Below are 14,015 nucleotides of genomic sequence, written 5' to 3' on the forward strand. Positions count from 1 at the left end.
ACGTCAGCTCTTCTCGTAACCGGTAGCGCAGTACTCGTCGAACGCCTTCTGATTGGCCTTCACGCGGGCGGCGAGCACGGGTACGTCCCAGACGGAGGGAACGTGCAGCTTGATCGGTTTGGCCTCCCGGTAGCGCAGTAGGGCTTGATCGGCGGGCATCCGGGCGATGTCGCTGCCGGCCATGACCGGGACCGACCGGGGCCCGGCCATCCGGGAGGCGCTCATGTATTCGTCACGCATTCCCAGGCCCTTCGAGATGGTCGCCAGCTCGTCGGCGTCGCCGAGGCCGGTCAGATACAGGCGAGTGGGGGAGTCGTTGGACAGTTGCTGGCCGGCGACGTGGCCCCAGCGTTGTTCGTTCTGCAGCCGGGAGTGCACTCCGGCCCAGATCTGGATTCCGCGGCCACCGGAGTCGGTGATGAGCGAGGGCATGTTCGGGATTGCTGCGACGTTGTTCATCTCGTCGAGCACCATGCGCAGCGGCGGGTCGATCTTGTCGTCGGGCTGGGTCAGGCCGTGGGTCTTCGCCACGTGATAGAGCTCGGCCGACAGAACGGTCGTCATCGCGGCCGCCGACGCACTGCCACCCTCGGAGATGAGATATACGGTGTTGCGGCCTTCGGTGATCAGGGAACGTAGATCCGCCGATTCGCTGAGCGGGACATTGAGCGAGCGCATCAGCTTCGGCGACGCCAACGGCTCGAGCAGGCGTGTGCAGGCACCGATCATGTCGTCGGAGGAATCGGCTTTCGATTCCAGCGCCTGACTCAGGTCGGCGTCCCAGTCCGGTAGATCCCTCGACAGAACCTCATGCACGGGCTTGACGTTGCGCGAGGCAGCCCACACCCGCAGTGTGACCAGATCCTTGTCCAATACCGCTGCGGCATACAGGTAGCCGCGCATGAGCATCGCGGCTTTGCCGTTCCAGTAGCTCGAATTCGAGGTGCCGTCCATCGGCATGGCCTGCACCAACGCCGCGGCCCGCCGCATGGCCACCTCGGGGTCGTCGCAGCCGTCGAGAATCGACCACTGCATCTTGTTCGGATACACCGTCAGCCCGTCCGGATCGAACACCTCGACCCTGCCCACAGCCGCGCGCTCGGCCCACGTCGCGCGCAGAAGGTCACCGCGGGTCGAGGTGGCCACCACCGGCCCGATCGCCTCGACGACCGCCTTGTAGAACATGCGCCAGGTCTTACCGGATCCGGTGGGGCCTTCGACCAGCACACCGTCTCGGTACTGCAGAAACACCCCTTGTTTCTTGTCGTCGTACAGCGTGCCGATGCGCGTGGTCTCCGCTGCTGCCTCGATCCGGCGGACCGGGACGTCGGAGAGTGAGAGCCGGGTGGCCTTGGCCTTCTTCACCGCGCTTTTCTCGTCGATCCCGACAGTTGCGAGCGCGGCCCGATCGGCGAATCCGTTCGCCCGCACCCGCCGAGATGCTTTGCGGGCCATGTTCTTCGCCGAGACGATAGCTCCGAGCAGGATGCATGCGGCCGCGATGATGCCGATGCACAGCCAGGTCAGGATCGGGCCGCCCGGCTGAGCACCTACCGGCCACGCCGACGCGGGGTCGGATGGGTTGCTGAACAGGCCTACCACCACGGGGATCACCCCGTAGATGCCGGCGGGAAGTGCAGGGCCGGTGCCGGCGACGAGACCGGACAGGTAGCCGCCGCCGACCACGGAGACGAATGCACCGGCGACGAAACCGACGACGGGGCCGGTGCCGTAGGGAAGTACCGGGGGAGTGGGGCGAAGTTCTGGTGTGCTCATCGGGGGCGGTCCTCGCTGGAGTCGGGCCTTGGAGCAGGCGCGGGAAGGTATCTGCGGACCACGTCGCTGCCGGCGACGGGAGTGGGCGAGGGTGTCGATCGTCGATGGAGTACGGCCGAGCAGAGGGTGTCGAGCTCGCCGTCGAGGCGCGTGATCGCCGCGATGTCTCGTCGCGGGTCCAGTGCGGCGATGTTGGCGCGCAGTTCGCCGATGCGGGTGTAGCGGGCGACCGCGGCGCGGTCAACGTCGCTGATGTCGGCGCTGTGGTGGACCTGGATGCAGCCCCGTTCGGTCGCTGGTGCGATGTCGCCGCCGAACCGATACGCCAGGACCCCGGCCACCCGCTCCGCGTCGTCGCTGCCGTAGAACCCTATCGATGTTCTGCTGTGCGGCAACGGGTCCGGCCTGATGCTGCACAGGCGGACCTCCACCTTGTCGGGGTCGTCGACCCGTGATGGATGCACCGGCGAAGCGACGGCGTTGCTCAGCGTGGAGATCTCGGCCGTCAGAGCAGCGGGCAGCGGCAACCTCGCCCGCCTCACCCCAAGACTGTATTCGTCGAGAATCGCTAAAGCGCAGGCTGTCTCGGCTACCGAGCCCGTCACGGACACCTCGTCCCACGCGCAGAACATGCCCTCCGATGCCGAATCGACTGACGCTGTATCGCACTCGAAGACGGTGAAGTCGAGTGAGACCAGCGTGGCCCAGGATTGTGCGGCGTGCGTCAGGGCGAATGCCGTTGCTGCCGAACGAGACCGGAACAGTCGACCTACGGCGGTACTGCCCGCCACATCGAGGGTCGTCACGTCCACACCCACCAGAGTCGAACGGTCGGCCGTAGGGTGCGAGAGCGCTGCGCTGCGTGAGTGGTCGGTCATGCTGCTGCTCCTTTGATCACTTCGTCGGTGTCGGTGAGTGCGATTTCCAGATCCGAGCGCACGTGTTCCATCAGGATCGGGTCGGCGTTGCCGTATTTGACCAGGCAGTGGCCCTTGGCGAGGGACATGATGATTTCGGTCGACCCCGGCGGCAGGTGGTACATGCGGGCGGTTTCTTCGGCGTCCTCGACCCGGTCCTGCCCGTAGAGGAAGACGATGCCGGCCTCTTTCATCAGCGCCCGCGCCGGCGAATCGACCGGCAGGTCGGAGATGTGGTGGAACGCCGAGACGGTCGACAGTCCCAGACCGCGCGAGAGCTTCATGTTCTCGCGGAAGACCTTTCCGGTGGAGCCGTCGGCGACGTGCCAGCCTTCCTCGACCAGCAGCAGGGTCTGCATGTGCCGGGCGGACCGGGAGGCGAGCACGTTCGCCAACCAGGTGTTGATCACGGTCATGATCACCCGCAGGGCCGGACCCTTGTTCGGCAACGCCGACACGTCGAAGTGCACGAACGGGTGATCGAGAGCCGCGCGGACCTCCGGTGAGGTCGCGCCGTCGACGAGGCCCTTGAGATCGCCCAAGCACAGCTCCCGCAGCGCCAGACCGGGATTGAGGCCCCAACGCCGCGATTCCTGCGCCCACTGATCACCGAACGCTGCGCCGCTGCCGGCGGAGGGGCCCAGGAGCTCGTCGGCGAGTTCCATCAGGATCGGTTCGCGGTTCTCCCGGGCTGCGCGGTCGTTGACCACTTGCAGAGCGAGCCCGAGTGCGGCTTTCTCGGTCTCGACCAGGGGGCGGCCCATCGTGTCCTCGATGACTGCCCCGACGAGTGCTTCCTGGCCGGCCGGGGCGACTCCGTCGGTGCGTTCGACGCCGGTGGCGATCGCGGGGTCGAGCAGGTTGATGCGCATTCCCGTTGTGCCGGTGCGGAATCGGATCGAACCAGCGCCCACAGCATCCGCGATTCCGCTGTATTCGCCGCCCTTGTTGCCCTGGCGTTTCTTGTCGATCACCACCACCTGCCGGTTCGGGAGTGCGAGTTGGCGCAGGCACATCGCGGTCTTGATGAGCGAGGACTTGGCCTTGCCGATGTCGCCGATGACGGCGATGTTGATGTTCTCGATTTCCGACCCGTAGAGAGCGTAGGGGTCGGTGATCACTCCGGATTGGCTGATCTTGTTCAGCCCGGTCAGCAGGCCCTCGTGACGCACCGAGCGGCGCATCGTGGCCAGGTTCAGCGCTTCGCCCTGCCGGGTGGTCGTCCACGCGCCCTCGACGCGGATCTCGTACCAGCCCCATCGGTCGAGCCACTTCTTCCGCGTCGGCGGGTGCCGACGGGTGGTGATCATGCCGGCGGACTGTGCCGCGGCGAGAGTGGCGGCCGTGTCGGCCTGCGCGGCCAGATCGGGGCCGGTGCGCTTGCTTCGCCGGGTCAGCGAGAAACGGCGGGCGGTGCGCGGTGTGGCGGCGTGGCCACGGCGTCGGTCCTGCTTGTTGTCGGTACTGGTCATCGTCTCTCGCCTCGTTCTGTGGTCGGCGGACTCTGGGTTCGGTTCATCGGGAGCGGGTCCATTTGGTGGCCGCGAGTCCGCGGCCGAGGGGCAAGGTGACGAATGCGGCGACGTCGTGGCGGTTGTCCTGCCATTCGATCTCGCCGATACCGCAGTCGTCGGCGGCCTGTTCGACGCGTGTGCACGCCCGCAGGGCGTCGTCTTCGTCGTGGCCGGTGACCGAGACGGCGAGGGTGTAGATCATTCCGTGGTGCCCGGTTCCGGGCATGAGATCTTCACGGCGACGGGAGGATTCGCTGATCGCGACCTCCGATGCACCGTCGGTGATCTTTCCCTTGCGCTCTTCGGTGATCTGACGGGCCTTGTCCTGGGTGACGTCCTTCTTGGTCGCAGCGCGGGCCTTGGATGCCTCGACGAAGTCCATTCGCGCGGTCACCGTCCGGATGGTCGGTGCTGCGGGGATCTCGTCGTCGCCGGCATCGGGTTCGACTCCGGTGAGCAGGGTCGCCAGCCACAGCGGGCCGACTTCGACCGGTTCGATGGCGCGGGTGGGGATGATGCCGACTCGGGTGTGCCATGTGCCGGCGACCTCGACCGATTCGTCCCGTCCGACGTAGGAGGGCCAGCAGTTGTCCCACCGGACGCCCCTGTGGGCGTCGAGGGGGTAGCTGGGGTCCTGGAATGCCCGCAGGACCGCGCAGGCGCGCTGTTCGCCGTAGACCTCCACGCGCCCCATTCCGGCACGCTCGAGGGCGCTGACGGCGCGGGCGGTGTCATCGCGGATGACCTGGGCGATACCGCCGACCAGCGGGGCGTCCTTGCGGCGGGCGATCCGCGCGGCTTCGGCGAGGAACGCGGCCGACTTCGGGAAGATCAGCACCGCGTAGGAGCGGTGCTCTTCGGAGTACGGGCTCATCCGGTCGATCAACTGTCCGTAGGACCGGATCGCCGGAACCACGGCCAGGTCGGGGTCGCCGGCCGCTATCTGTTCGGTGACCCAGTTCTCGTGCGGGACCATGTCGGCGGGGACGCTGCGGTGCAGCAGTTCCAGGCCGCGGACGAACGAGGACCGTTTGGCGAATCCGGCGAGCACTCGCCCGAACGCCGCCGAGGTGACCGCCCACGCATCGTCGCCGCGCAGGCCTTCGGCCAGGCCCTGTTTCGCGATGAGAACGGAGTAGTAGTCGTTGTCGCCCGGGGTGCGATGTTCGAGGATGAACATGTCGTCGAGGCCCGTTCCGGCCAGGTCGACCGGCTCGGTGCGGTACAGCGGAACCGGAATCGTCCACCCCGGATCGAGGGCGGGGTCGCCGTAGTGCGGATCGGAAGGCGAGACCCAGACGTGCTCGCCTCTCTTGCGGCGCTGCCTGTTGCGGATCGCTTTGACCTTGCGGGCCGCGTACGACTCGTGCAGGCCGAAATCGAGTGTCGCGCACAGGACGCCGCCGATCAGGACGGCATCGATCGCCAACGTCCACGTCGACTGCCCGACCATGAACAGCAGATACAGGGCCACCACCAGCGTGGCTGCCCATGCGGCGACGACCGGCTCGGGGAACGGGAGCACTCCCCGGCGCGCGGTCTGACGGCCGAGAATCGCCGACCGTGGCCCGCTCACCGCCGCGCCCCCCGCCGGGCAGTCGGCGTTGGGTGCGGACCGAACCAGCCGATGTCAGTCGTGGCGGTCATGGTCTCTCCGTTCGTGTTGTGGGACATCAGTTGTCGCTGTCGGGGTGTTCGGGGGCGCTCTGCGCGGCCGCTCCGGCTTTGTTCATCGCGGCCCCGGCCGAGGCGAGGGCGATCGGAGCGACGACAGTCGCGGCGCCCGCCGCCATTCCTGCTGTCTTTCCGGCGGCGGCGAGCAGCCTCGATTCCGAGCCACCTGCTTTCGCGCCGCCGTGGCCACCGCTCTTGCCCGGTAGACCGCCGGATCTCGATGCGGTCTGGCCGCTCTGCTGACCGGCATGGGTGCTCGATGCCGACGAGCCGCCACCCGGCCGGGAACCACCGCCACCGCCGCTACCGCCGCTACCGACGCGGCCGGGTGCATCGGCGACACCGGCATTGCGCGAGGCCGCGCTCCCGCCGCCCCCGGTTCCTCCACCGCCGCCGCCGGCGCGCATCTGGTACATCCCCGCGCTCGATCCGATCATCTGACCCGTGGCCGACCCGCTACTGCCGAAGTCGGCGGAATCGGAGGCGCTCGGCAGGATCGGAGACCACTTGAGCAGCGCGAACGGGGCCAGTCCGACCATCACCAGGCACACGGCGATCGAGCCGAGGTCCCCGAGGGATTCGAGCTCGCCGTCGTCCGCGACCGCGCCGGCCGCGGAGATGTTGATGGCCGCGAAGATCGCGGCGAGGATGACGAACAGCAGAGGCTTGGACAACACGATGCCCAGGAACACCATCACTGGGCGGAGGGCCTTCTTGCGCCAGTTCGGATGCACCCACATGCCGAAGGCGATCGCCGAGACCACGCCCAGGATCGGCAGGGCGTTCGCGTGCATCAAGAACCCGAAGAACAGCGACAACGCGCCGAGGAACATCAACCCGAACCCGACGATGGCACCGACGGCACCGCCGATCAGGGTGGTATCTGTCAGCGGGCCGAGGACCGAGGAGATGTTGTCGACCACCTCGTCGGTGGAGCTACCGAGCAGTGAGACCAGACTGACCGAGAGTTCGTGCGCGAGCGAGATCAACAACTGCGCGAACGAGGGCGCGAACAGCATCATCATCACCCCGGCCGGGGCGTAGGCGAACAGGTCTTTGGCCAGCTCCATACCGGGTCTGCTGCCGTCGGAGGATTTGTAGATTGCCAGCAGCACCATCAGCGCCATGACGAAGATGCCCAGACCCGTCGACATCGCGTAGACCTTGAGAAATTCGGGGTCGGTGGGGTTGAACTCACCGATACCGGCGAGCCCGTGCAGGACCGATGTGGTGGTGCCGACGGCGGCGCTCTTGAGCTTGTTCGCCCAGGAGTCGATGACGTCGGAGGGGTCTTTGACGAAGGCGACGATGTCGCCGACCGCGCCGACGGTGTTGTCCCACACCCAGGAGAAGCCGTCGACGTACATCTTGCCGACCTTGTACTGCGGGGTCGCCTTGAACGCTGACTCGAGGGTCTCGCTCAGGCGGTCACTGAAGCTGGTGTTCTGATCGATCCAGTTCATGGTGCCGCCGAACAGTTTTCCGACCCTGGTGTTCCATTCTCGGCAGGTCACCTCGTCGTCGCGGTCGGTTGCCTTGCTGCAGTTGACGTACATCGCGTGCATGCACAGCGACCCGGGCACTCCCTCGGCGCACGCGTCGGTCCAGGCCTGCTCGGGAACCTGGTCGGCATTGGGCTGCGCCTTCATCTCGGCGAGCGAGGCCGCATCGGGAGTCGAGGCCCACTCGAAGCCCCAGGTGCTCGAAGTCTTGGTCGTCCACCGGGCGAGATCCTGTGCGCAGGTCGGGGCTGGGGGAGCCATCGCGGCATCGCCGGCGGGATAGACCGGCGGGTAGAACGATTCGAGCACCGCATCGTCGGTGATGGACAGCGCGGCCTTGCGGTTCTGCTCGACCCCGAGATCGACACCGGTGGTCTGCGAGCCGACCGCGCCGGCATCGATGAGGACACCGATCAGAACCGGGTCCTTGCGCACGGACACCGCGGCGGTCCACCGCGCGATGCGGTCGTTCTCGGTGGCCGTCCAATACAGCAGGCGGCCTTCGTTGCTCATCACCGATCCGACGTACTGGCCCATATCGCCGCCCTTGTCCTTGCAGGGCCCGGTGAACCACGGTGCTGCTTTGAACTCGTCGGTACCTGCGATGTATTTGCGGAGATCCGCAGGAAAGGTCTCGGGTAGCTTCTTCGCCGTCGTGGTCGCGGTCGATCCGCCACCGGGAACCGGTGCCGGAACAGCCGAGGGCTGCGCGGCCGCGGGCCACGCGAACCCGACCGCCGCGATGACCGCCACCGCGATCGTCAACAGAATCCTTCGCCACATCGCAGGCCGACCCTTCATCAGTTGACGTAGAAGGCGTAGAAGCCGTCCGCGGCCTGCTTGGCGAGGGAGGACTCATCGGCGGGGAACTGTGCTTCCTCGAGGGTGGGGCCGGACTTGTAGCTCCAGTCCTTGGCCTTCCAGTCGTCGTTCTCCCACACCATCGTCACGGTGGTGGTGGAGTAGATGGCCAAGATGCCGACTTTGTCGCTGTCCTGGCTGACCCGGCTCTGGCTCACTCCCATGCCCCAGACCGACACCGTCGCCGAATCCTGCGAGAAGTTCTCCACTGTGACGATCATCGGAACGCCGTTGACCGTGCCGCGCTCGGTCTCCTGGCGCTCGGACGAGACGTCGAGGACCTCTGTCAACGCCGGTGTCGGTTCTGCCGCTACGGCAACGTCTTTGAGGCGCTGAGCATCGATGCGACCTGCATAGGCTTGGCCGTTGGCTTGGGTGAAGTTCACCGCGGCGGTCTGGGCGCCCGCTTGATCGCGGGTGTAGCCGGCAGGGACGCCGTCGATGGTGGTGGTCGGGCCGTGCGCGGCGCGGATCGCATCGGCTCCGTCATCGGTGGAGCTCTCGCTCCCCCCGGATGTCAACACGACCACGGCAATCACGACGACGAACGCCACGGCGGCGGCGATCATCGCCAGTACCCACTTGGGCAGCCCGAACAGGCCCGATCCGGGCGAGCCGGACGCCGATCCCGTCGCGCTGGTGGTCGAGCCGGCGGCGCCGACTGCGGAGAAATCTCGTGCCATGTCAGTTCTTCTTTCTCATCGAATGGGGTTGAGCCGGAACGTTGTTGGTGATAGGTCAGCCAGGATTGGCGACGAACATGATTGCGCCGACGATGACGCCGCCGATGGCCAGAGCGCCGACCGCGACCCCGGCGACTTTCGCCTCGCCCATCGAGTCGCTCATCTCCGCGCCGTAACCGCCGGCTTTCGCGGCGCGCATCTTGTACAGCGCGACAAGCAGTTTCACCGATGCTCCGGCGAGCAGGACACCCCAGATCGAGGCGGCGACCCGCGCCCACACGTTCTGGAAGGACGGGCCGAGGAACTCGAACGACGGCTTGATTCCGTTGATCGGGTTGAAGTCCTGGGCGGAGGCGGGGCCGGCGAAGATGACCGCGAGGGTGAGTGCGGCGGCGGTCATCGCTGCGGCATTCCCTGCGCGACGAGCGAGGGCGCGGCCCCGGGTCGGGGTGGGAGGCGGTGTGATCATCGGTGGCGTCCTTTCACTGGAAACGGTTGGTAGAGCAATAGAGTCGGGTGGGGCAACAGGTTCGGTGGTCATCGGAACGGGTCCTCTCGGGGTGGTTGGTCTCGGGGTGGGACGGCTCGCGGCCGCCACTGCTCCCGGGGCGGGTGCCGGTCGTAGTCCGCGTCGGCGTCGTAGCTCTGCGGAGCGGGCTGTGGGATCGAGTGCGGGGGGAGCGAGTACGGACGACGCGGCGGGCGGCGTTCGGCCTGCGAGGGACGTGTGAACTCCTGTGGGGCATATGCATCGGCGTATTCGGCGGTCCGCTCGTACGCGCGATCGGCGAGCCTGTCGGCGATCTCCGCTGCCACGTTGGTGTACGCCTCGACGGTCGCCTGTCCGAGCTCCTGATAGCGGATCCGCTCACCGCTGGCGAACTTCGGCTCGTAGGGCACCCGCATGATGCGTCCGACCCCGCCGATGGCCTCGAACTCCTTCTCGAGCCAGCCTTCGAGCCGCAGTGCTGTATCGACGGAGTCCTTGTCGCCGGGAAGGACGACGGTCAGGATCAGCGCCGATCGCACCAGGTGCTCGTAGCCGCGGGCGATGATGCCGTCGAGCATGTTCATCGTCAGGATCGCCATGTCGCGTCGCAGCGGAAGCGGGATGACCAGGATGTCGGAATGCTGCACGGCCCACTGCCAGTTGCTGGCGGTGGCGTTGTTGCCGGTGTCGACGATGATCAGGTCACGGTGACGGCGCAGCACTGCCATGAGCGCGGCGCATTCGTCCCACCCGATCCCGCTCTGGCGGCTCGTCGAGCTGTCGGAGGCCAGCACCTCGTCATGGGTGGGCTGCAGGCGCAGATAGTGCCCCAGGGTGCCCGAGACTGCATCGGCGGAGGCCAGGGCGCGGGCGTTCTCGAGGATGTCCCACGGTCCGAGTTCGGGATCGGTCGTGCGGTGCGCGCGATGGCCGAGAGTGCCGGAGTTCTCGCACGCATCCCAGGCGACGACTCCGCGGCCGCGGTGAGTGCCGAAGGTGTTCGCCAGCGCGGTGGTGGTGGAGGTCTTGCCCGCGTCGCCCTTGAGACCGATGACCGAGACGACCATGCATCCCGGGAGCGGCTGCTGGACCCGTCGCACCGATTGGCGGAACCGGGCTTCGGCGGACTCGGGTAGAGGTGGGCGGGTCAGTCCCAGAGCGGCGTTGACCCGGCCGCGTAGTCCCCAGAGGGCAGGGCGGTTGTCGAGCTCGGCGGTCTCGGAGTCGAAGTCGCGGCCGCCGTACTCGGCAGGAATGTCGATAGCAGGTTCTTCGTTGGCTGCCAACGCATCCTGACCCACTTGGTAGGGGTCGGCGAACACCTCGTTGACGTCCCCGTCGTCGAATGCGTCGGTGCCGGCGTCGTGCTCACCGTCGGTGTCCTCGTCGACGACGGCAGGTTCGGGGTTGGGGTCGCTCTGGCGGCGCAAGCGTTGCTTGCGGAGGTCGACGGCGGTCTCGGCTTCATAGTTCTCGCGGTGCTCGCTGTACGGGTCAGGAATGCTCATCGGAGTTCCTTTCGGGGAGGGGGCGGATCCGGGGTGTGCTGCGCGGTCATCGGTCACAGTTGTTGCACCGCATCGACTTTCCAACGGCCGTCGTCGTCGACGACAAGGACGGCGACCTGGACGGTGTCGACGCCGGCGACCGAGCCGTCGGCGGCGATCGCGGTCTGCTCGACCTGGTACATCCGGTGCACAGCGCTCGCGGTATCGATCGCGCCCTGATTGGGCACGTTGGACACCGTCGGCCAGACCTGGGCGTCGACCGAGGCCCATTCGAGCCATTGACCGCCCGGGCTCCCGGTGGGCGTGGTGGCGAGGAGCTGCTCACGGAAGCGGTCGGTCAGAGCGGACCCGGTACGGGCAGCGGCGTCGTTCGGCCCGGCGTCGACGGCGGTGTTCCAGGTGAACCACGTGGTGACCACCCCATCGGCGACAGCGACAGGATCGCTGTCGTCGACCCCGGCCAGGGTGTCCGGTATCTGGGCCGGGGTGGTGGCCGGCGACCGTGTCTGGGTGGCGCTGGGGGCCGCGCCGGGGGTCCACTGCTGCGCCGGTGCACCTGCGGTGGTGGCGGTGGTCGGCGGTGTGGCGGTGTCGGTGGACGAGCAACCTGCGGCCAGGCCGACGGCGACCAGGAGCGCGGCGGCGATGGCGGCGTTCCGGGCGGCAGTCACGACGGGTCCTCGTCGACGAACAGGTCCGAGAGCCGGATCGCTTGCCAGGCCTGGAAACCGGTTTCCTCGCACCAGTCGACGGCGCGGTTGTCGTCGGTGATGTCGAGTTCGAGGGAGACCCCGTGGCTGGCTGCGACGCCCGCCAGTGCCGTTCCGTCGACGTGGGGGTTGCTGATGTGCAGCAGCAGGCGCACTGCCTCGACGCCGGCGTGCTCGCGGGCTTTGCCTGCGAGGAAGATCGCCTTGCCGGCGGCGGAGTCGTCGGCGGAGGTCTGGTTGCCTTTGCGGAACACCGTGTCGTTGCGGTGGAAGGTGCCGTACCAAGCGGCGTCGTCGACCGGTCCGAGAATGGCGAAGCTGCCGCGGTCGTCGCCGGCGGCGTACAGCTCGATCAGTGGTGCATTCTCTGCGACGGCGGCAATTTCGTTCGTGCGTGCGATCGCTTCGCTCTCGCGGAGCTCGTCGTAGTCGATGTCGAGCTGTTTGACGAGTTCTCGTTTGATCTTCGGCCACATCGAGCGTGCGAACAGGTTGTTCTCCTTCGCCCACGTCCGCAGGTCGGCGCTGGTGTACTCGCGCAGGGTGTCGGCGGCCGAGTGCACTGCGGCCGCTGCTTGCTCCCATTCAGTTGCTGCCGAAACGGTCATCTTGAGGTTCTGCCTTTCATCGGTGGACGGGTAGGGCGGGCATGGAAGTGTGATGTCAGACAAAGCGTTTGGCTTTCAGTCCGGACGCGGGAGGGGTCCAGGGCGAGATCTTCACGACGTCGCCGGATTGGGGAGCTTCGACGACGGTGTTCGCGCCCATCCAGATGAAGATGTGTCCGGAGTGGGGTTGGATGATGTCGCCCGGCCGCAGGTCGGCAGGGTTGGCGATGGTCGTGCCGCGGGAGTCGTTGATCTGGGCGGAATCGAGGTGCGGGAGCACGATGCGGCCCGCGGTGGCCTGGGCGACGGCGTATTTGACCAGACCGGAGCAGTCGAATCCGACTTTGGCGAAGTCTCCGTACATATCGGCGACCCCGCCGTCTCGGGTGCCGACGGTCGGCCCGTTCTCGTCGCCTCCGCCCCAGGCGTAGGGCGTGCCGAGCCACCGGGTGGCGGCGTCGACGACGGCCGATCCGGACGACGGGCCACCGGGAACGATCGCGGCTACTGGTGCGGTGAACTCCTCGATCGCGAACTTGCGGATGTTGGTGATGTAGCCCTGGGTTTCACTGTTGGTGCAGGTGTGGCCCTGGGAAAGAGTGGCACCGGGTCCGCAGTTGTACATCGACAGCGCCAGATCGACGACGTTGCCGGTCAGTCGACCGTCGGCGAGGCCCTTTTTCGACAGCTCGACCATCTTGCAGTCGTAGGACGCCATCGACATCACTGCGTCGGCGACCGAGTTCATCTCCCGCTTGCCGTCGCCGTCGCCGTCGACGCCTTCCTGCTCCCAGGTGGACGGGAGGAACTGTCCCGGGCCGGTGGCACCGGACCGGGCGTTGTAGGCGTTGACGTCGAACTTGCTCTCCTGCTTGAACTGCCCGGCAATGAGCGGTGCGGTGATCTCCGGGCAGGTGGCCGCTGCTCGGTTGATCCAGGGCTCGAATTCGGGTGGGACACTGCCCGGTTTGAGGTCGGATCCACCGATCGAGGGGCGGGCGCATCCGGCCCCGCCGATCGGGCGGACCGAGGCGGCATTGACGATTGCCGGGGACGAGGTAGCCGAGGTGTCCGGGGTCGTGGGGGCGGCTGGTGTGGGTTCGGCGGCACCGGCGAGCCAGGGTTGCGGGTCGGTCGGTGTTCCCGCGCCGTCGGGCAGTCGCCCGCCCTGCCAGACCTCGAAATGCAGGTGCGGGCCGGTCGATCCGCCTTCGTTGCCGATGCCGGCGATGTGTTGACCCGCGGTGACCTGATCGCCCTTCTTCACCGTGATCGTGTCGGCGCTCATGTGGCCGTACACGGTGGACAGTCGCTGGCCGTCGATGGTGGTGTCGATGATGACCCAGTTGCCAAACCCCGCTGCCGGACCGGCTTCGGCGACGGTTCCCGAGGTCGCCGCGTAGATCGGGGTGCCCAAAGGCCCGGCGAAGTCGACGCCGCGGTGCATCGTGCCCCACCGAGGACCGAAACCGGAGGTGATCTCGTAGGTTCCGGCCAGCACGGGTTGGGTCTTGTTTCCCGGTCCCGGTGCCACCTGCCCGGCCGCCGGGGCTGTGGGTAGGCAGTCGTCGACCTTCTTGGGGTTGTCGCTGCCCAGCACCACGCCGCCGACCAGCACCACCGCGGCCGCGATGACCGCGGCCCCGGCTTTGATGCCGTTCGAGGTGGTGCTGGACTTGCCCATATGCCTTCGACGTCCTTTCATCTGATCGGTGACGCGAGGTCACATGCGCTGCGGGTGGACAGGTGCGGTGGGCCGGATAGGTGTTCGG

The 14,015-nt window shown here is 67.3% G+C and carries 11 protein-coding genes; all 11 read right to left on the reverse strand.

From position 1 onward, the window contains the following. Nucleotides 1-3 precede the first annotated feature (3 nt). Nucleotides 4-1,776 (reverse strand): TraM recognition domain-containing protein, encoded by a 1,773-nt coding sequence (locus tag CH294_RS26865; RefSeq protein WP_249305507.1) that lies wholly within the window; start codon nucleotides 1,774-1,776, stop codon nucleotides 4-6. After that, a complete protein-coding gene (locus tag CH294_RS26870; RefSeq protein WP_094634001.1) occupies nucleotides 1,773-2,654 on the reverse strand; it encodes a hypothetical protein in 882 nt (293 codons plus the stop codon). Before CH294_RS26870 ends, CH294_RS26865 begins: the two co-directional genes overlap by 4 nt. After that, a complete protein-coding gene (locus CH294_RS26875) occupies nucleotides 2,651-4,165 on the reverse strand; it encodes an ATP/GTP-binding protein (protein WP_094629896.1) in 1,515 nt (504 codons plus the stop codon). Before CH294_RS26875 ends, CH294_RS26870 begins: the two co-directional genes overlap by 4 nt. Nucleotides 4,166-4,208: 43 nt before the next feature. Next, entirely contained in the window at nucleotides 4,209-5,783 is a 1,575-nt protein-coding gene (locus CH294_RS26880) for a hypothetical protein (protein WP_094634002.1), read from the reverse strand. 97 nt (nucleotides 5,784-5,880) lie between these two features. Next, the gene (locus CH294_RS26885; RefSeq protein ID WP_141216550.1) at nucleotides 5,881-8,148 is read right to left on the reverse strand and encodes a hypothetical protein; all 2,268 of its coding nucleotides are present in this window, start codon (nucleotides 8,146-8,148) and stop codon (nucleotides 5,881-5,883) included. Nucleotides 8,149-8,183: 35 nt separating this feature from the next. Next, nucleotides 8,184-8,927, reverse strand: a complete 744-nt coding sequence (locus CH294_RS26890; protein ID WP_094634004.1) for a hypothetical protein — start codon at nucleotides 8,925-8,927, stop codon at nucleotides 8,184-8,186. 55 nt (nucleotides 8,928-8,982) lie between these two features. After that, nucleotides 8,983-9,396, reverse strand: a complete 414-nt coding sequence (locus CH294_RS26895) for a hypothetical protein (RefSeq protein WP_249305509.1) — start codon at nucleotides 9,394-9,396, stop codon at nucleotides 8,983-8,985. Between the two features lie 68 nt (nucleotides 9,397-9,464). After that, entirely contained in the window at nucleotides 9,465-10,925 is a 1,461-nt protein-coding gene (locus tag CH294_RS26900; RefSeq protein ID WP_141216551.1) for a ParA family protein, read from the reverse strand. Between the two features lie 53 nt (nucleotides 10,926-10,978). Next, a complete protein-coding gene (locus CH294_RS26905; RefSeq protein WP_094634006.1) occupies nucleotides 10,979-11,596 on the reverse strand; it encodes a hypothetical protein in 618 nt (205 codons plus the stop codon). Further along, nucleotides 11,593-12,243, reverse strand: a complete 651-nt coding sequence (locus tag CH294_RS26910) for a hypothetical protein (protein WP_094634007.1) — start codon at nucleotides 12,241-12,243, stop codon at nucleotides 11,593-11,595. The genes CH294_RS26905 and CH294_RS26910 overlap by 4 nt, the downstream gene beginning before the upstream one ends. A gap of 55 nt (nucleotides 12,244-12,298) precedes the next feature. After that, nucleotides 12,299-13,927 carry a peptidoglycan DD-metalloendopeptidase family protein gene (locus CH294_RS26915; RefSeq protein WP_249305511.1) on the reverse strand — a complete coding sequence of 543 codons (1,629 nt, stop codon included), beginning with the start codon at nucleotides 13,925-13,927 and terminating at the stop codon, nucleotides 12,299-12,301. Nucleotides 13,928-14,015 lie beyond the last annotated feature (88 nt).

It is taken from the genome of Rhodococcus sp. 14-2483-1-1, from assembly GCF_002259335.1.
GTDB lineage: Bacteria > Actinomycetota > Actinomycetes > Mycobacteriales > Mycobacteriaceae > Rhodococcoides.